The sequence below is a fragment of the Nocardioides sp. CPCC 205120 genome (assembly GCF_048654585.1).
Taxonomy (GTDB): Bacteria; Actinomycetota; Actinomycetes; order Propionibacteriales; family Nocardioidaceae; genus Nocardioides.
On record NZ_JBMCYY010000002.1, the window covers coordinates 462,299 to 480,356 of the forward strand.

The 18,058-nt window shown below is 74.6% G+C and carries 15 protein-coding genes; 8 read left to right on the forward strand and 7 right to left on the reverse strand.

The window, feature by feature from the left end:
- Positions 1-81: 81 nt before the first annotated feature.
- The 4 genes from ACOACO_RS13240 to ACOACO_RS13255 are packed head-to-tail and all read left to right on the forward strand — an operon-like array spanning position 82 to position 4,263.
- Entirely contained in the window at positions 82-594 is a 513-nt protein-coding gene (locus ACOACO_RS13240; RefSeq protein ID WP_420296741.1) for a 2Fe-2S iron-sulfur cluster-binding protein, read from the forward strand.
- Entirely contained in the window at positions 591-1,583 is a 993-nt protein-coding gene (locus tag ACOACO_RS13245) for an FAD binding domain-containing protein (RefSeq protein ID WP_420296742.1), read from the forward strand. The genes ACOACO_RS13240 and ACOACO_RS13245 overlap by 4 nt, the downstream gene beginning before the upstream one ends.
- A complete protein-coding gene (locus tag ACOACO_RS13250) occupies positions 1,580-3,727 on the forward strand; it encodes a xanthine dehydrogenase family protein molybdopterin-binding subunit (protein ID WP_420296743.1) in 2,148 nt (715 codons plus the stop codon). The genes ACOACO_RS13245 and ACOACO_RS13250 overlap by 4 nt, the downstream gene beginning before the upstream one ends.
- A 5-nt stretch (positions 3,728-3,732) precedes the next feature.
- The gene (locus ACOACO_RS13255) at positions 3,733-4,263 is read left to right on the forward strand and encodes a SixA phosphatase family protein (RefSeq protein ID WP_420296744.1); all 531 of its coding nucleotides are present in this window, start codon (positions 3,733-3,735) and stop codon (positions 4,261-4,263) included.
- A 255-nt stretch (positions 4,264-4,518) separates the two neighbouring features.
- On the opposite strand, the gene ACOACO_RS13260 is transcribed toward ACOACO_RS13255, so the two are convergent.
- From ACOACO_RS13260 to ACOACO_RS13275, 4 genes are all read right to left on the reverse strand, one after another.
- The gene (locus ACOACO_RS13260; RefSeq protein WP_420296745.1) at positions 4,519-5,775 is read right to left on the reverse strand and encodes an acyl-CoA dehydrogenase family protein; all 1,257 of its coding nucleotides are present in this window, start codon (positions 5,773-5,775) and stop codon (positions 4,519-4,521) included.
- Positions 5,772-6,524, reverse strand: coding sequence for a nitroreductase (locus ACOACO_RS13265; RefSeq protein ID WP_420296746.1), 753 nt, complete (start codon positions 6,522-6,524; stop codon positions 5,772-5,774). The genes ACOACO_RS13260 and ACOACO_RS13265 overlap by 4 nt, the downstream gene beginning before the upstream one ends.
- 70 nt (positions 6,525-6,594) lie before the next feature.
- Positions 6,595-7,632, reverse strand: a complete 1,038-nt coding sequence (locus ACOACO_RS13270; protein WP_420296747.1) for a CobW family GTP-binding protein — start codon at positions 7,630-7,632, stop codon at positions 6,595-6,597.
- A gap of 35 nt (positions 7,633-7,667) precedes the next feature.
- On the reverse strand, positions 7,668-7,925 hold the full coding sequence (locus ACOACO_RS13275; protein WP_277498662.1) for a WhiB family transcriptional regulator: 258 nt from the start codon (positions 7,923-7,925) through the stop codon (positions 7,668-7,670).
- Positions 7,926-8,215: 290 nt separating this feature from the next.
- Here ACOACO_RS13275 and cofD point away from each other — a divergent pair, with 290 nt between their 5' ends.
- The 3 genes from cofD (at position 8,216) to ACOACO_RS13290 (ending at position 11,144) form a co-directional block, all read left to right on the forward strand.
- On the forward strand, positions 8,216-9,274 hold the full coding sequence (cofD, locus tag ACOACO_RS13280) for a 2-phospho-L-lactate transferase (RefSeq protein ID WP_420296748.1): 1,059 nt from the start codon (positions 8,216-8,218) through the stop codon (positions 9,272-9,274).
- 1 nt (position 9,275) lies between these two features.
- On the forward strand, positions 9,276-10,286 hold the full coding sequence (cofE, locus tag ACOACO_RS13285; RefSeq protein ID WP_420296749.1) for a coenzyme F420-0:L-glutamate ligase: 1,011 nt from the start codon (positions 9,276-9,278) through the stop codon (positions 10,284-10,286).
- Positions 10,287-10,376: 90 nt separating this feature from the next.
- Positions 10,377-11,144, forward strand: a complete 768-nt coding sequence (locus ACOACO_RS13290) for a DUF3105 domain-containing protein (protein WP_420296750.1) — start codon at positions 10,377-10,379, stop codon at positions 11,142-11,144.
- Between the two features lie 102 nt (positions 11,145-11,246).
- On the opposite strand, the gene ACOACO_RS13295 is transcribed toward ACOACO_RS13290, so the two are convergent.
- Positions 11,247-12,317: a sugar phosphate nucleotidyltransferase gene (locus ACOACO_RS13295; RefSeq protein WP_420296751.1), complete on the reverse strand. Its 1,071-nt coding sequence runs from the start codon at positions 12,315-12,317 to the stop codon at positions 11,247-11,249.
- Between ACOACO_RS13295 and ACOACO_RS13300 the strand changes: the two genes are divergently transcribed.
- Positions 12,316-13,119, forward strand: coding sequence for a TIGR03089 family protein (locus tag ACOACO_RS13300; protein ID WP_420296752.1), 804 nt, complete (start codon positions 12,316-12,318; stop codon positions 13,117-13,119). The genes ACOACO_RS13295 and ACOACO_RS13300 overlap by 2 nt on opposite strands.
- Here the strand turns inward: ACOACO_RS13300 and ACOACO_RS13305 are convergent.
- Together ACOACO_RS13305 and ACOACO_RS13310 are read right to left on the reverse strand one after the other, a co-directional pair.
- Positions 13,103-16,114, reverse strand: coding sequence for an FG-GAP-like repeat-containing protein (locus ACOACO_RS13305; protein WP_420296753.1), 3,012 nt, complete (start codon positions 16,112-16,114; stop codon positions 13,103-13,105). The genes ACOACO_RS13300 and ACOACO_RS13305 overlap by 17 nt on opposite strands.
- A gap of 245 nt (positions 16,115-16,359) precedes the next feature.
- Positions 16,360-17,790 carry an LCP family protein gene (locus ACOACO_RS13310; RefSeq protein ID WP_420296754.1) on the reverse strand — a complete coding sequence of 477 codons (1,431 nt, stop codon included), beginning with the start codon at positions 17,788-17,790 and terminating at the stop codon, positions 16,360-16,362.
- Between the last annotated feature and the right edge of the window lie 268 nt (positions 17,791-18,058).

The following is an 18,058-nucleotide window of genomic DNA, read 5'->3' on the forward strand; positions in this document are numbered from 1 at the left end:
CTGTGACGGTACCCACGCGGTGATGACGCGACCGCTGCGCGAGCGGCGGGCCGAGGAGCGCGGCGTGGGTACCGTCACGGCATGGACGTGGACCTGACCCTGACCGTCGACGGCACGGAGCGGACCGTCGCCGTCGACACCCGCACGACCCTCCTCGACGCCCTCCGTGAGCGGCTCGGGGTCACGAACCCCAAGAAGGGCTGCGACCACGGCCAGTGCGGCTCCTGCACGGTCCTCCTCGACGGTCGGCGCCACCTCACCTGCCTGACCCTCGCCGTGGCCCACGAGGGCGCCGAGGTCGTCACGGCGGGCGGGCTGCGCGGCGCCGACGGCGGCCTCCACCCCGTCCAGCAGGCGTTCCTCGACCACGACGGCTTCCAGTGCGGCTACTGCACCCCGGGGCAGGTCTGCTCGGCGGTGGGCGTGCTCGACGAGGTCCGCGCCGGTCACCGCAGCCACGTCACCGAGGACCTCGAGGCCGACCCCGAGCTCACCGACGACGAGATCCGGGAGCGCATGAGCGGCAACCTGTGCCGCTGCGGCGCCTACCCCGGCATCCTCGCGGCCGTGCGCCAGGCCGGGGGCGCGGCGTGAGGGACTTCGCCTACCACCGCGCCGACGACGCCGCGGGGGCCGTCGCCCTCGTCGCGGCCGACCCCGACGCCCGCTTCCTGGGCGGCGGCACCAACCTCGTCGACCACCTCAAGCTGGGCATCACGTCCCCCGGCACCCTCGTCGACGTCAGCCGGCTCCCCCTCGACCAGGTCGAGGAGCTGCCCGACGGCGGGCTGCGGGTCGGCACGAACGTCCGCAACAGCGACCTCGCCGCCCACCCCGCGGTACGGCGGGACTTCCCCGGCGTGGCGCGTGCGCTCCTGGCCGGTGCGTCGGGCCAGATCCGCCACCAGGCCACCACCGGGGGCAACCTGCTGCAGCGCACCCGGTGCGTCTACTTCCAGGACGTCACGACGCCGTGCAACAAGCGGGAGCCCGGCTCCGGCTGCTCGGCCCTCGAGGGCTACGGCCGCTACAACGCGGTGCTGGGCCTCAGCGAGGCCTGCGTGACCACCCACCCGTCCGACCTCGCCGTCGCCCTCGCCGCGGTCGACGCCACCGTCGTCGTGCTGGGCCCCGACGGCGAGCGGCGCATCCCGCTCATCGACCTGCACCGCCTCCCGGGCCACCACCCGGAGCGCGACACGGTGCTCGAGCACGGCGACCTCATCACCGCCGTCGAGCTGCCGGCCGCCGCCGTGGCGCGGAACGCGACGTACCGCAAGGCGCGCGACCGCGCGTCGTACGCGTTCGCCCTCGTGTCCGTGGCCGCCGGGCTGGAGCTCGAGGGGGACGTCGTGACCGACGTCCGGATCGCCTGGGGCGGCGTCGCCCACAAGCCGTGGCGCGCCCTCCTCGCCGAGGAGACGCTGCGCGGGCAGGTCCTGACCGAGGACGCGGTGCGCGAGGCCGCAGCCGCCGAGCTGGCGACGGCGGCCGTCACGGCGCAGACGGCCTACAAGGTCGACATGGTGCGGAACCTGACCGCGCTGGCCCTCACCCGTCTCGCGGAAGGAACCGGCCGATGAGCGAGCAGTCCCCCGACGAGGTCGTGCCCGAGGTCGTCGCACCGCAGGTGATGGGCCGCCACCTCGACCGCCAGGACGGGGTGGAGAAGGTGACCGGGGAGGCGACGTACGCCGTCGAGCACCCCGTCGAGGGCGACCTGCTGCACGCCTGGCTCGTCACCTCGACCGTGGCCCGCGGCCGCGTGCTGCGCGTCGACGCCTCCGCGGCCCTCGCCCACCCCGGCGTCGAGGCCGTGCTGGACCACGAGAGCGCACCCCGGCTGGCCGACACCGAGGACCGCGAGCTCGCGGTGCTGCAGGACGACCGCATCGGCTTCCGCGGCCAGATCGTGGCGCTCGTCCTCGCGACCAGCTCGGAGTCGGCCCGCGAGGGCGCCGCACTGGTGCGGGTGCACCAGGACGCCGAGCCCCACGAGGCCGCGTTCACGCCGGGCAGCGCGACGTACGCGCCCGAGGAGGTCAACGCCGGCGCCGAGACCGACACCGCCGAGGGGGACCCCACCGCGGCCCTGGCCGCGGCCCCCGTCGTGGTGGACGCGGTCTACGAGACGCCCCACGAGTACAACAGCCCGATGGAGCCGCACGCGGCGACGGCGCTGTGGGACGGCGAGCGGCTCACGCTCCACGACTCCACCCAAGGCGTGCACCCGGTGCGGGCCACGCTGGCGCCCGTGCTCGGTCTCGAGCCGGAGCAGGTGCGGGTGCTCGCGCCGTACGTCGGCGGCGGCTTCGGCAGCAAGGGCCTCCCCCACGCCCCCGAGGTGGCGGTCGCGCTGGCGGCGCTCAGCGCGCCGGGACGCCCCGTGCGGCTCGCCGTGACGCGGCAGCAGATGTTCGCGCTCGCCGGCTACCGCACCGCGACCCGCTCGCGGGTGCGGCTGGGCGCGGAGCCCGACGGCCGGCTCCTCGCGCTGCGCCACGACGCCGAGTCGCAGACGTCGCGCATCAAGGAGTTCGCGGAGCAGACGGCGACCGCGGCGCGGATGATGTACGCCGCGCCCCACCGCGCCACGACGCACCGGGTGGCCGAGCTGGACGTGGCCGTGCCGTCGTGGATGCGTGCCCCGGGCGAGATGCCCGGCATGTACGCCCACGAGGTCGCCATGGACGAGCTCGCCGTCGCGACCGGCGTCGACCCGATCGACCTGCGGGTGCGCAACGAGCCGGAGATCGACCCCGAGACCAAGAACCCGTACAACGACCGCCGCCTCGTCGAGTGCCTGCACCGGGGCGCCGAGCTGTTCGGCTGGGCCGAGCGGCCCGAGGGCGTGCGGGCGCGGGCCGAGGGCGACTGGTGGGTCGGCACCGGCGTCGCGTCCGCGACGTACCCCATGCTGTGGATGCCCGGCAACGGCGCGCGGGTGCGCTCGATCGAGGGCGGTCGCTACGAGGTCGCCATCGGGGCCGTCGACATCGGCACCGGGGCGCGCACCGTGCTCCTGCAGGTCGCCAGCGACGCGCTGGGCTGCCCGCCCGAGGCGATCGACCTGCTCGTCGCCGACTCCGAGCTGCCGTTCGCGACCGTGGCGGGCGGGTCGTCGGGCACCTCGTCGTGGGGCACGGCGATCGCCGCCGCCGCGCAGCAGTTCCGCGCCGACCACGGCGAGCACCCCGACCCCGGGGTCGCCACCACCGCGACGTCGGGGCAGTACGCCGACATGTCCGGACACTCGCTGCACTCCTTCGGGGCCGTCTTCGCCGAGACCCACGTGCACCGCTGGACCGGCGAGGTGCGGGTCGAGCGGCTGCTGGGCGTCTACTCGGTGGGGCGGGTCATCAACCCGACGACGGCGCGCTCGCAGCTGCTGGGCGGGCTCGTCATGGGGCTGTCGGCGGCGCTGCACGAGGAGGGCTGGCGGGACCCGCGCTTCGGCCACACCGTGACGCAGGACCTCGCGACCTACCACGTCGCCGCCCACGCCGACGTGCGCGACCTGCGCGCCGAGTGGCTCGAGGAGGAGGACCACCTGTCCACGCCGATGGGCTCGCGCGGCATCGGCGAGATCGGCATCGTCGGCACCGCGGCCGCCATCGCCAACGCCACCCACCACGCCACGGGGGTGCGCGTGCGGTCGCTGCCCCTCACCGCCGACCACTTCCTCGACCTGCCGGCGTTCGCGTCCGAGCCCGCAGCGCAGGTCTGACGGTCGTGGTGGCGGGGCGGCGCGACCTCGTGCTCGTGCGGCACGGCAAGTCGGACTGGTCCACGTGGGTCCCCGACCGGGACCGGCCCGTCGCCCCGCGCGGCCGACGGCAGGCGACGGAGGCCGGTGCGTGGCTCGGCGCCCACGGCCCCCGCCTCGACCTCGCCGTCGTCTCCCCCGCCGTCCGCGCGGCGACGACGTGGGAGCTGGTCGCGGCCGGCCTCCCGGCGCCGCCGCCGGCGGTGCACGACGAACGGGTCTACACCTTCGACGCGGACGACCTCGTCGCCGTCGTCGCCGGGCTCGACCCGGCGCACTCCGTCGTGGCGCTCGTCGGGCACGAGCCGGGCCTCGGCGAGCTAGCGTCCTCGCTCGCGGGCACCGAGGTCGCCATGCCGACCTCCGCCGTCGCGTGGCTCGGCTGGGACGGCGCGTGGGGCGACGTCGCCGACCACGCCCGCGCCGGTACGGCGACCCTCCGCGCCGCGGGCCGTCCCCCGGCCGCGCCGGACGCGGCGGGCGTCATCGAGGGGTGAGCCGGGCGCGGCGTCGGTCGCGGTACCAGCGGTAGTCGAGGACTATCGCTCCCACCGCGACCGGGGCGGCACCGGTGGTTGAGGTGGCCGCGCCAGCGGCCCTCGAGACCCGCCCGGATCCTCGTCAGCGGTCGAACCGGTTCGGCCGCTGACGAGATGCACGGATCGCGGCGATCCGTCCCGGAGAACGCTCCGGGGCGGGGACAGCTCGACGTTCGCCGCGATCCGGGCCGGCACGCCCACGGCGGATCACCCTCACGGGCGCAGCACACGCTCCCGGGTGGCCTCGAACTTGGCGATGGTGCGCAGGTGCACCTCGTCGGGGCCGTCGAAGATGCGCATGGCGCGGTGCCAGCCGTACATCAGGGTCAGGGGCACGTCGTCGCTCACACCGGCCCCGCCGTGCACCTGGATGGCGCGGTCGATGACCTCCAACGTCACGCGCGGCACCGACACCTTCGCCATCGACACCAGCGACGCCGCCGCCTTGTTGCCGTGCGCGTCGATGACTGCGGCGGCGTGGCGGCACAGCAGCCGGGCCTGCTCGATGGCGAGGCGGGACTCGGCGATGTCGCGCTGCACCATGCCCTGCTCGGCCAGGGGCTTGCCGAACGCGATGCGGCTGCCGGCCCGTCGTACCAGCAGGTCCATGGCCCGCTCGGCCGCACCCAGCGCCCGCATGCAGTGGTGGATGCGGCCCGGGCCGAGCCGCGCCTGGGCCAGCGCGAAGCCGGCGCCCTCCTCCCCCAGCACGTTCGTGACGGGCACGCGCACGTCGGTGAGCAGCACCTCGCAGTGGCCGTGCTGGTCGTGACGGCCGAAGACGGGCAGGTCGCGCACGACCTCGACGCCCGGCGTGTCCATCGGCACCAGCACCATCGACTGCTGCCGGTGCTTCGCCGCGCCGGGGTCGGTCTTGCCCATGACGATGAGCAGCCGGCAACGCGGGTCGGCGGCGCCCGAGGTCCACCACTTGCGGCCGTTGATGACGTACTCGTCGCCGTCGCGCACGATCGAGGTCTCGATGTTGGTGGCGTCGCTGCTGGCCACCGCCATCTCCGTCATCGCGAACGCGGAGCGGATCTCCCCGTCCAGCAGCGGCCGCAGCCAGGTCTCCTGCTGCTCGGGGGTGCCGAACAGGTGCAGCAGCTCCATGTTCCCGGTGTCGGGCGCCTGTCCGTTCATGGCCTCCGGCGCCAGCTCGAGGCTCCAGCCGGTGATCTCGGCGAGCCCCGCGTAGTCGAGCTGGCTGATGCCGCCGACGTCGGGCATGAACAGGTTCCACAGCCCGCGTCGCCGGGCCTCCGCCTTGAGGGTCTCGACCACGGGCGGCAGCGTGTGGTCGTCCGGACCGGCCGCCGCGCGGTACGCCGTGTACTCCGCCTCGGCGGGGAACACGTGCTCGTTCATGAACTCCACCAGCGTGGCCCGCAGCTCCCGCGCCCGCGGCGAGGGCGTGAGGTCGAGCCCCGCCACGTCGAAGGGGTCGTCGGTGGGGGTCAGCTCGGTCATCGGGTCTCCTCGGCGGTGGGGCGGCGGTCGACGACGGTCAGGACGTCGGCCACCGGGGCTCGGTCGGTGCGGAAGGCGTTCGCCGGGTGCTCCGGGTCGGCGTGGCCGAGCGCGACGGCGCAGACGACGAGCCGGTCCTCGGGCAGGGCGAGGAACTCGTGCACCGCGCCGGAGTACATGGCGATCGCCGCCTGGGGGCACGACGCCACGCCGTGGGCGGCGGCCGCGTTGAGCAGGTTCGCGACGTACCCGCCGCAGTCGATCGCGCCGTACACGCCCTGCTGGCGGTCGGTGGTGACGACGGCGACGTGGGGCGCGCCGAAGAAGGAGAAGTTGCGGAACATCTGGAGACCCCGGGCCTCCTTGTCCTCCCGGGCGATGCCGAGGCTCTCGTAGAGCGCGAACCCCGAGGCGCGGCGGCGATCGGCGTACACCCCCGCGTAGCCCTCGGGCATCGGCAGGTCCGACACCCCGGGCCCGGTCAGCACCGCGGTCTCGAGGTGCTGCGCGAAGGCCGGCACGGCCTCACCGGTGACGAGGTGCACCTGCCACGGCTGGGTGTTGCACCACGAGGCGGTGCGCTGCGCCAGGCCGAGCACGGCGGCGATGGTCTCCGGCGCGACCGGGTCCGGCAGGAACCCGCGACAGCTGTGGCGCTGCCGGAGCAGCTCGTCGAGGGCGGCGGCTGCGGCCCCGTCCGGTCCCCCGCCGGCCCCTGCGGGTCCGCCCTCGTCCACGCGCTGCACCATGCGCCCCTCCCCGTCCGCACCCGGGCCGATCGTTCGATCGGTCCGGGGGCGAGCGTACGACAGCGCCCGGTCAGCCGGTCGTCGCGCCGTCGCGGTCCTCGGGCGGCGGGGGCCGCAGCTGCACCGGCACGAACCGCTCGAAGCCCCAGAAGGCGTCCCGGTCGACCTCCTCGTCGGGACGCTGCACGACCTCGCCGAGCGCGTCGTACGCCGACCCGCCCAGCTCGGGTCCGATGAGGACGAGCGAGCAGCCCCGGACACCGCTCGGCACCCCCGGCGTGATGCGCACGTGGCGCCCGACCCGGTGCACGGTCCAGCGCGCCGGCACGCCGGGCACGTCGATGGTCACGAAGCCCTTGACCCGGAACGCCTCGGGCACGCCCGAGCCCAGCAGGGTCGCGAGCCGGCCGGGGTGCAGCGGGCCCGGATGGGTCCAGCTCACCGACCGGTACGGCGTGTGCAGGTGTGCGTGCTCGTCGGCCCGGATGTCGCCCAGCGTCAGCTGCCGGTGCGGGTCGTGGCGCAGGTCGAAGAGCAGGGAGGGGTCGAGGGCGCCCTGGCGGGCGACGGTGACGGGACGGTCGGGGACGAGCACCCGCAGCCGCGCCCGCAGGCGGGCGAGGTGCCCGGCGTCCACGCGGTCGGCCTTGGTCAGCACGACGAGGTCGGCCGCGGCGAGCCGGCGGTGCAGGTCGCCGCCCTCCTCGACGGTGGGCGTGTGCTCGGCGTCGAGGAGGAGCACGAGGCCCCCGAAGCGCGCCCGGCGGCCGAGGTCGCCCACGACGCGCTGCACGAGCACCCCGGGGTCGGCGACACCGCTGGCCTCGACGACCACGACGTCGATGCCGGCGCGCGGGGCGGTGAGGCGGGTGATGAAGTCGGCGATCGCGCCGTCGTCGGTGGCGCAGCACAGGCAGCCACCGGTGGCGGAGAACATCATGTCGGCCTGGCCGGCGACCAGCAGACCGTCGACGTCGACGTCACCGAAGTCGTTGACGATCACGCCCACCCGCGTGTCGGCGCTGTGGCGCAGCAAGTGGTTGACGACCGTCGTCTTGCCGGCGCCGAGGCTGCCCGCCACGACGACGACCGGTACGGGCTCCACCACGAGGGGCGAGCCTACTCAGGCGGCGCGAAGCCGCCTCAGACGGCCGCGCGCTTCTTCAGCTTGCGGCGCTCGCGCTCCGACAGACCGCCCCAGATGCCGAAGCGCTCGTCGTTGAGGAGCGCGTACTCCAGGCACTCGTCCTTGACCTCGCACGTCAGGCAGACCTTCTTGGCCTCCCGCGTGGAGCCGCCCTTCTCCGGGAAGAACGACTCGGGATCGGTCTGGGCGCACAGAGCACGCTCCTGCCACCCCAGCTCCGCCGAGTCCTCGTCCACGAGATCCAGTTCGTTCACCGCACCCGACCTTTCGACCCGACTCCGACCCAGCTGACCCTGCTGCCGCACGCGACCCCCACCACGACGTCCGGGGGGTCCGCGACCAGCACTCGTGGCGTCCGGGGGTACTGCTCCACCAGCAGGTCACACCGTAACGACACTGTGGGAATTACATGCCTGTCGTACCCCGAAGTCAAGCCCGTCATCTGGTAGAGGGCCACCCGGAGGGGTGGGGCGGGACCCAGGTCCCGGGTCCGCCGGTCGGCCCCGGCGCCGGGCTGGGGTCGATCATCGGGCAGGGTGGTTCCATGAGCGCTCCCGGCACCCCCGTGCGGCGCGTCACCGTGCTCTCGGGCGGCATGGGCGGCGCACGCTTCCTCCAGGGCCTGCGGCACGGCCTCGCGAACGGGCTCGTGCCCGGCGCGTCGGCCGACACCGAGGTCACCGTCGTGGCCAACACCGCCGACGACATCTGGGTCCACGGCCTCAAGGTCTGCCCCGACCTCGACACCGTGATGTACACCCTCGGCGACGGCATCGACCTCGAGCGCGGCTGGGGCCGGCGCGACGAGACGTGGAGCGTGAAGGAGGAGCTCGCGGCGTACGGCGTGGAGCCGACGTGGTTCGGCCTCGGCGACCGCGACGTGGCCACCCACCTGGTCCGCACGCAGCTCATCGAGGCGGGCTACCCGCTCTCCGACATCACCGCGGCCCTGTGCCGGCGCTGGCAGCCCGGCGTGCGGCTGCTGCCGATGACCGACGACCGCGTCGAGACGCACGTGGCGATCGCCGACCCCGAGGCCCCCAGCGGCCGCCGCGTCGTGCACTTCCAGGAGTACTGGGTGCGCCTGCGCGCCGAGGTGCCCGCCGAGGCGCTCGTCTTCGTCGGCCTCGACGAGGCCGAGCCCGCCCCGGGCGTGGTGGAGGCCCTCACCGAGACCGACGTCGTGCTCCTGCCGCCCTCCAACCCCGTCGTCTCGGTCGGCACCATCCTCGGCGTCCCCGGGGTGCGGGCGGCGCTCGCCGCCTCCGACGCCCCGGTCGTCGGGCTCTCCCCCATCGTCGGCGGCGCCCCCGTGCGCGGCATGGCCCGGCAGGTGCTGGAGGCCGTGGGCGTCGAGGTCACCGCCGGAGCCGTGGGCGCCCACTACGGCGCCCGCTCCGCCGGCGGCGTGCTCGACGGCTGGCTGGTCGACGAGCGCGACGCGGACCAGGTCGCCGTCGCCGAGGCCGCCGGGGTGCCCACCCGCGCCGTGCCGCTCATGATGAGCGACCACGACGCGACGGCCGCCATGGCCGCGGCCGCCGTCGAGATGGCGCTGGAGCTGCGCACCGGTCGTGCCGACCGCACCGACCGGGAGGCCTGAGGTGGTCGGACGCGTCGACCTCGTCGCCCCCGACGGGGTCGGCGAGGTCGCACCGGGCACGGACCTGGCAGCCCTGGTCGCGGACCTGCTCGCCCCGGTCGACGGCGACGTCGTCGTGGTGACGAGCAAGGTGGTCGCGAAGGCCGAGGGCCGCGTGCGCACCGGCGACCGCGAGGCCCTCGTCGACGCCGAGACCGTCCGCGTCGTGGCGCGCCGCGGCCCCACCCGGATCTCGCGCACGCGCCACGGCCTGACCCTCGCGGCGGCCGGCGTGGACGCCTCCAACGTGGCGCGGGGCTCCGTCGTACCGCTCCCCCACGACCCCGACGCCTCCGCCCGCGCCCTGCGGGCCGCGCTCCACGAGCGCACCGGGGTCAACGTCGGCGTCGTCGTCACCGACACCGCCGGGCGCGCCTGGCGCGAGGGCCAGACCGACATCGCCGTGGGCGCCGCGGGCCTGCGGGTGCTCGACGACCACGCGGGCCGCGTCGACGGCTACGGCAACGAGCTCGCCGTCACCGCCCCCGCCGTCGCCGACGAGATCGCCGGCGCGGCCGAGCTGGCGCAGGGCAAGCTCTCCGGCCGCCCCCTGGTGCTGGTGCGGGGACGCGCCGACCTGGTGCTGCCCCCGGGCGAGGACGGGCCGGGCGCCCGCGGGCTGGTGCGCGACCCCGCCCGCGACATGTTCGGGTACGGCGCGCGCGAGGCCGTGGTCGCCGCGCTCGCCGCGGAGGTCGACGCCGCCGAGCTCGCCGACGGCTTCGGTGCCCCGGCGAGCGCCGGGGACCTCGCGGACGCACTGGCGCGGGTGCTCGCCGTACCCGTGCTGGTCGTCGAGGAGGAGGCCCCACAGGCCCGGGACGGCTGTGCCGGTACCCCGTTCCACCTGTCCCTGCACCTGCCCGCGGCCACCGGTCTCGAGCGCACGCTCGACGCCCTCGGCCGCGCGTTCGCGTGGCGCTGGGAGCGCACGGGCCCGGCGGAGGTCCGCTTCGTCCCGGGCACTCCGTAGACTCTCCCCTCGTGCGCCCGCCCGTGGTGCCCGTGCACGCCTGCGCGCACACCCTCCTGACCGCCGTCCACCCGTGAGGAAAGCCTGACCGTGGCGAAGACCCCCAGCAACGACCGTGCCGCCAAGGCGAAGAAGCAGCTCAAGGCGCACCAGCGCGCCGAGCGACGCGGAAGCTTCATGATCGTCGGCGTCTGCGGCGTGGTCGCGCTCCTCATCGTCGCCGCCGCGGCGTACCGCCCGGTGATGAACTGGTGGGAGCTGCGGCAGTTCAACGACATCGACCTGGCGAGCATCGGCGAGCCCGCGACCACGTGCGGCCCCGAGCAGGTGCTCGCCGCGACGGGCAACCAGGACCACCAGGACGAGGGCGACATCGCCTACGAGACCTCTCCCGCCATCTTCGGCCCGCACCGCAGCGTGCCCGCCCCGATGGAGCGGAAGTTCTACGGCTGGGACGAGGCCCCCGAGGTGGAGCAGCTGGTCCACAACCTCGAGCACGGCTACACGTTCCTCTGGTACGACCAGACGGCGTGGGAGGACGACGAGATGATGGACGAGATCCGCGGCATCGCCAGCAAGCTCAAGGGCACCGACAACTTCCGCCTGAAGTTCAAGGCCGCGCCGTGGAAGGGCGAGGAGGACGGCGGCACCGCCTTCCCCGAGGGCCAGCACATCGCCATCGCCCACTGGGCGTCCTCGGCCGAGCCCGCCGTGGGCGATGCCCCCGACGAGCTGCCCGAGGAGGGTGACAGCGGCTTCGGCGTCGTGCAGTACTGCTCCGCCCCGAGCGGCGAGGCGCTGGAGGACTTCATGCTCCGCTGGCCCTACACCAACTCGTGGGAGCCGAACGCCATGTGAGGCACCCCCCTCCACGTCGGAGGGGGCACGACGAAGGGCCCCGGTCACCGCGACCGGGGCCCTTCGTCGTGCTCGGGGGTCGTGCCCCGTCGTGCTCGGGTGTCAGTCCCCGGCGGGCACGGTGGTGCCGACGTCGACCCGCTCGTCGGTGACGTGCGCACCGGCGCTGACGACGACCTCGTCGCCGAGCGTCGCGCCCTGCAGGACGGCGTCGCGCCCGACGCGGGCCCACGGCCCGACGACCGAGTCCGTGACCCGGGCGCCCTCCTCGACGACGGCGCCGGTCATGACGATGCTGCCCTCGACGACGGCCCCCTGCTCGACGGTGGCCTCCTTCATGACGACCGATCCCCCGCCGACCTGGTCGCTGTGCACGCTCGCGCCGTCGGCGACCCGTGCGCCGGCCTCGGCCGCGCCGATGGCCGGGGTGGGCGCCACGCCGAGCACGACGTCGCGCGACGCGCCGACCAGGGCGGCCGGCGTGCCCACGTCGCGCCAGTAGGCGGTCTCGACGAAGCCGACGACGAGGCGGCCCTCGGCCACGAGGCCGGGGAACGTCTCGCGCTCGACCGAGACGACCTGGCCGGCGGGGATCGTGTCGATGACGTCGCGGCGGAAGACGTAGCACCCGGCGTTGACCTGGTTCGTGACCGGGGCGTCCGACTTCTCGACGAACGCGGTGACCCGGCCGGCCCCGTCGGTGGGCACGCAGCCGAACGCGCGGGCGTCCTCGACCTCCACGAGGTGGAGGCTCACGTCGACGCGCTGCCCGTCGCGCGGGGTGCGGAAGTCCTCGAGCTGCGCGGGCAGGTCGTGGCCCGACAGCACGTCGCCGTTGAGGATGACGACCGCGCCGTCGGGGTCGTCGCCCAGCGCGTCCGCGACGTTGCGGATGGCGCCGCCGGTGCCGAGCGGCTCCTCCTCCAGCACGTAGTCGATGCGCACCCCCCAGCGGCTGCCGTCGCCGAGCACCGGGCGGAACTGGTCGGCGTGGTACGACGTGGCGAGCACGACGTGGTCCACGCCCGCCTCGGCGAGCCGCGCGATCTGGTGCTCCAGGAAGGGCACGCCGCCGACGTCGAGCAGGTGCTTGGGACGACGAGCCGTCAGCGGGAGGAGCCGGGAGCCGAACCCACCCGCGACGATCACCGCCTCGACAGAGGATTGAGTCATGTCGGGCATCGTAGAGAAGGCTGGGAGGATGGCGGACGTGACCCACGCCGCCACGCCCGCCCGTCGCCGTCCCGCCACCTTCGCGTCGCTGCTCGCCGACCTGCTGCGCGCCGACCCGGGGCGCCCGCTGCTCACCTGGTACGGCCACGACGCCGACGGCCAGGTGGTCGACCGCACCGAGCTGTCGGTGACGACCTATGCCAACTGGGTCGCCAAGACCGCCGGCCTGCTCACCGACGCCCTCGACCTCGAGCGCGGCGACCGCCTGCTCGTCGACCTGCCGACCCACTGGCTCGGGCCCGTCGTCGCCGGGGCCGCGTGGACCGCCGGCCTCGTCGTGCTGCTGCCGGACCACCCCGGCGCGGACGACGCCGACGCGGTGGTCTGCGGGCCCGACCGCCTGGAGCGCTGGGCCCCCGAGGCCGACCGGCGCGTCGTCGTCGCCGCCGCCCTGACCCCGCTGGCCCGGCCCTTCGCCGACGGCGTGCCCGCCGGGGTCCACGACCTCGGCGTCGAGGTGTGGGGCCAGCCCGACGCGTACGTCGCGCTCGACCCGCCGACCCCCGAGGACCCGGCGCTCGGCGCGCGCACCCACGCCGAGCTCTTCGGCGCCACGGGCTCGGCACCCGCACGGGTGCTGGCGCACGCGCTGACCGACGAGGGCGCGGTCGCGACCGCCTGGTCGGTGCTGGTCGCCGGGGGCTCGCTGGTGCTCGTGGACGACGAAGCGCCGCTCTCGCCGTGGTGGCGGGAGCGGCGCCTCGTCCTCGAGCGCGACGAGCGGATCAGCCCAGCAGGTTGACCCGCACCGACGCCTGCGCCAGCACGCGGTTCGTGATCACGCGACCGGAGGCGTCCCACTGGATGAGCCGCAGGATGCCGGTCGCCTTGTGGCGGATGACCAGGTCGGGCCGGCCCGCCCCGGTGAGCGACGCGACGGTCGTCACCAGGTCGTAGCCCCGCAGGTCCAGCCCGCCGTAGGAGTACCAGTCGGCGAGGCGCTGGGAGGCCGAGATCCCCGGCTTGAACCCGTTGACACCGTTGCCCGGGAAGATCCGCAGCGTGCCCTCGGCGGAACGACCGAAGAAGTCGGGCATCCCGTCGCTCGTCACGTCGCCCACGAACCGCAGGTCGGTGACGCCCTCGACGCCGGAGCCGAGCGGGACGCCGGCCGCGAACGTGCCGTTGCCGTTGCCGCGCCACAGGGTCAGCCCGCCGCCGGGGGCGCGGGTGACGAGGTCGCCCTTGCCGTCCTTGTCCCAGTCGCCGACGTTGAACATCTCCGTCGCCGTCGGCACCACGATGTTCGTCGCGACGGCCGGCAGGTGGTCGATCCTGCCGGAGTGCGGCAGCAGGTACACGTCGTCGCCGATGCGCGTGAGCAGGTCGGGCGAGCTCCCCCCGATCACGTTGCCGCCGCCGGAGATGCTCCGGTAGGCGCCCTTGGTCGCGACGGGGCCGCGGGCGGGGCCGAGGCGGGCCGCCCCGTTGCCCGGCATGATGTAGACGGTGCCGCTGGACAGGCGCACGACCAGGTCGGCCTTGCGGTCGGCCGTGACGTCGCCCCACCCGCCCATGGCGGTGATGGAGGCGAAGTCGCCGGGCACCTGGATGCGCGGGCCCATGGCCACGACGCGACCCCTCACGGTGCCGGCCACGCCGCCCGGGACGATCCACAGCTTGCCGGCCGTGTCGCGCATGACGAGGTCGGGCTTGCCGTCGTCGTCGAGGTCCCCGACGCTCGTGATGAGCTCGTAGGAGCGCCAGTCGCGGGCGACCTTGACGGGCGTGAAGCCCCCGCGGCCGTTGCCGAGGTAGACGAAGGTCTCCCCGCTGGAGGGGAACCGGGCGAGCAGGTCGTTGTTGCCGTCGCCGTCGATGTCGCCGACGGGCGTGAGGTTGTCCGTGCCGCGGAACATCGACGCGCTCGCGAGCTTCGTCGTGGCGAACCCGCCGCCGCCGGTGCCCGGGCGGATCCACGCCGCCCCACCGCGGTCGACGATCACCATGTCGGGACGGCCGTCGCCCGTCAGGTCCGGCGACAGCGCGATGCCCTGGGCGCCGCTGAAGCTGCCGGTGAGCTTGACCGGGGCGTTGTAGGAGGTGAGGCCGCCGGTGGGCAGGAGCCACACGCGACCGTCGTTCATGCGGAACGGCACGTCGGGATAGCTGTTGCCGATCAGGTTCGAGCCCGTGATCGCCGGCTTGCTCACGGTGCTGCCCGGCGCGGGGGTGGGCGCGGGCGCCGGGGCGGTGGCCCCGTTCTGGATGCGCTTGGCCTCGGTGCGGATGGCCGGGATCTTGGCGTAGAGGTACTTGCCCGGGCACGCCGTCTGGCCGCCGTCGCGGTGGCCGATGATCGCCGGGAAGCGCTTGCCGCCGAAGCTCTGGTTGGTGGAGGCCGCGTCGACGCCGTGGATCGCGAGCTTCCAGGCGATGAGGTTCGAGATCGCCTGCACCATCGCGGTGCTGGGCTGCGCGGTCTCGTAGTTGCCGATGGCCGAGATGCCGAAGGCGTAGTCGTTGTACGCCGAGATGTGGGCGCCGCGGACCGCCTTGGTGATGCCGCCGTAGCGGCCCTCCCACAGCCGGCCGAACTTGTCGACGAGGAAGTTGTAGCCGACGTCGGCCCAGCCCTGCGACTTGGTGTGGTACGCGTAGATGCTGCGGATGATGCCCGGCACCTGCGCGGCGGTGTAGTCGTTCGCGTTCACCGTGTGGTGGATGACCGCGCCGCGCACGGCGGCGTAGCGCGGCGCGCTGTCGCGCATCGACTCGTCGGCACCCCACTGGGCGCGGGAGTAGATGGCGGGCTGCCGGACCGAGGCCGCGGCGGCGAGCTGGAGCCCGCCGTCGGCCGACGTGTCGGCCGCGGCGGTGGTCGTCCCGGTGGTCGCGGTGGTCGCGGTGGTCGTCGTGGTCGTCGTGGCGGCGCTGCCCGCGTCGTACGACGCCGTGGTCGCCGCGGTCGGGTCGGCGGCGGTGGTGCCGTCGTACTCGGGCGCCTCCTCCACGACCTCGGTCTCCCCCGGGTCGATGACCGAGACGGTGAGGTCGGCCGGCACGCCGCCGGGGGCGAGCACCTCGACCTGCACCTCGTCGACCTCGCCCACGAAGACGAGCTCGGTGCCCGGGCGGGCGTCGGCCTCGGACCCGGCGCCCTCGTCGGCGGCGGTCCCGTCGGCGGCGTCGGTGCCGTCGACGGCCTCCGCCTCGTAGGGCAGCTCCTCCCACGCGGACCACTCGCCCGCGGTGGCGGTGCGGACGCGGAAGTCGATGTCGTCGCCGGTCACCTGCACCTGCGGGTCCCAGGTGACGCCCACGGCACCGAAGCCGGTCACCGGCTGCGGCTCGCTGGTCAGCTCGGTCACGGGCTCGACCGTGGCCGGCTCGGTGGCCGGCTCGGTGGCCGGCTCGGTGGCCGGCTCCGTGGCCGGCTCCGTGGTGGCCGGCTCGGCGGGAGCGGTCGGCTCCGCGGCCGTCGTCGCCCCGTCGGCCGTGGTCGGCTCGGCGGGGGCGAGCGGCACGTCGACGGACGGGGCGGTCGTCGTGTCCTCCTCCACCGCGCCGTCGACGTCGGTCAGCGGCACCTCGGCGACGGTGGGCTCGACCGGGGCCGTCGCCACCGGCGCCTCGTCCCCGGCCGCCGCGGCGGCCGGGAGGGTCGCCGCGGCCTCGGGGGCGTGGGTGACGTCGAGCGAGATGGTGTTGGCCGCGGGGGCCAGGACCGCGAGGACGGCGAACAGCGCCAAGAGCTGCTGGCAGGCGGTGATGAAACGGGCCTTGCTGGGTGGCATGAGTGACTCTGCTCCTGCGCGCGAGGGGGGAAGTTTTCACACGAGACAGCAGTAATCACACACGTCACTTCCGTTACCGGCAAGCGAATGCCCGAACTACACCGATGTAATTAGCAAGGCGACACGCCGAGCACATATCCGATTTAACCGTCAAATCGGTCGTCGCGCGGCGCAACACGCCGGGAAACAGCTGCAGCGCCGCCCCCGAGGACCGGGGGCGACGCTGCTGGGGCGTGGTGAGGGTCTCAGCAGGAGGAGCCGAGGTCCGTCGTCTCGTTGGCCGTGTAGCCGTCGTCGCGCGAGCCCAGGGAGCCGCCGGTGACGACCGGCTCCGCGTCGGCCGCGGGCTCCGTCGCGGCGTCGCTCGCCGCCGCGTCCGCCTCCGCCTCGGCCTCGGCCTCCGCCTGGGCCTCCGCCTCGGCCCCCGCCGACGCCGCGCTCCGGCCGAGGGCGTCGTCGATCATGCGGTGGACGACCGCCATGTCCGGGTTCGCCGTGTCGACGGCCGGCGGCACGATCGAGACCGTGGCGATCGGCTCGTGGCGCGCCTTGAGGGCGAGGTCCACGAAGGTGTCGAGCTCGCTGCGCGGGATGCTCGTCTCCAGCATCGCGGAGCCGGCGGCGGCGATCTCCCCGAAGCGCGAGACCAGCGTCGTCGGGTCGAGCTGCTGCAGCATCGCGCTCATCACGCACTTCTGGCGGGCCATGCGCGAGTAGTCGTCGGAGTCCTCGCGCGAGCGGGAGAACCACAACGCCTCGTAGCCGTCGAGCTGCTGGACGCCCGGCTCGATGTAGCCGTACACCGGCGAGCCCACGCCGCCGATCGGGATGCGGCTGCGGACGTTCATCTCGACCCCGCCCACGGCGTCGACGAGCCGCTCGAAGCCGCCCATGTCGACCATGGCCCAGTAGTTCACCTCGAGGTCGGTGACCCCCTCGACCGCGGAGAGCGTCGCGTCCATGCCGATCTCGAACAGCTCGTCCTCGCTCGCCGAGCGCGACGCCCCGAAGAGGTCCGGGTGGTCGGTGGCCCAGGTCGTGACGCCGTTGAGGTAGCAGCCCTCGCAGTCGAACCCGTCGGGGAACTGCTCGTCCATGACCGAGCCCGGCGCGAAGGGGAAGTTGGCCAGGTTGCGCGGGAGGGACACCAGCACCGTCTCGCCGGTCTCCTCGTCGATGCTCGCCAGCGTCATCGAGTCGGTGCGCAGCCCGATGCGCCCGTCGCCGGCGTCGGCGCCGAGCAGCAGCACGTTGTAGCGTCCCGCCGTCGCCTCGGTGGCCTCGCCCTCGCCGAAGACGGTCTGGATGGCACCCTGGCCCGCGCCGACGATGTGGGCCCCGAACAGCAGCGACCCGACGACGGAGAAGCAGAGGACGCCGTTGACGCCCACCGCGACGAGCCGCCGGTTGCGCTGCAGCGTCATCGGCTCGCCGAGCCGCCACGCATCCACGAACAGGGCGGCCCACCCGAGGGCGAGCACGATGAGCAGCAGGCGCAGCACGCCGAGCACGTCGGTGTTGAGCGCCAGCGAGAACGCGAAGCCGTCCCACACGAGGCTGACGAGCGCCAGCAGCGCGACGACGCCGACCAGGCCGAGCCACACCCGCAGGACGACCCGGCCCACGCGCCGGTTGCCGGCCACGAGCTGCGCCGAGCCCGGCAGCACGAGGGTCATCAGCATCAGCGTCAGCGCGCGCCGGAAGCGCACCCCCGCGGCACGACGCTCCGGGTCGCTCGGACGGGGACGGGGAGCCCGCACGGCGGGAGGCGCCGGACGGGGCTTGCGCGCACCGGAGGGCGACGGGCCCGACGGGCCACCCACGCGGTCGCGTGTGGGCAGGTCGGTAGGCGGCATCGGGCAGGCCTTTCTCGCCGGGGAAGGAGCGCCAGGGCTTGCGCGGCTCATCTCACCAGCCCCACGCGCACCAGCGGTGACGCCACGC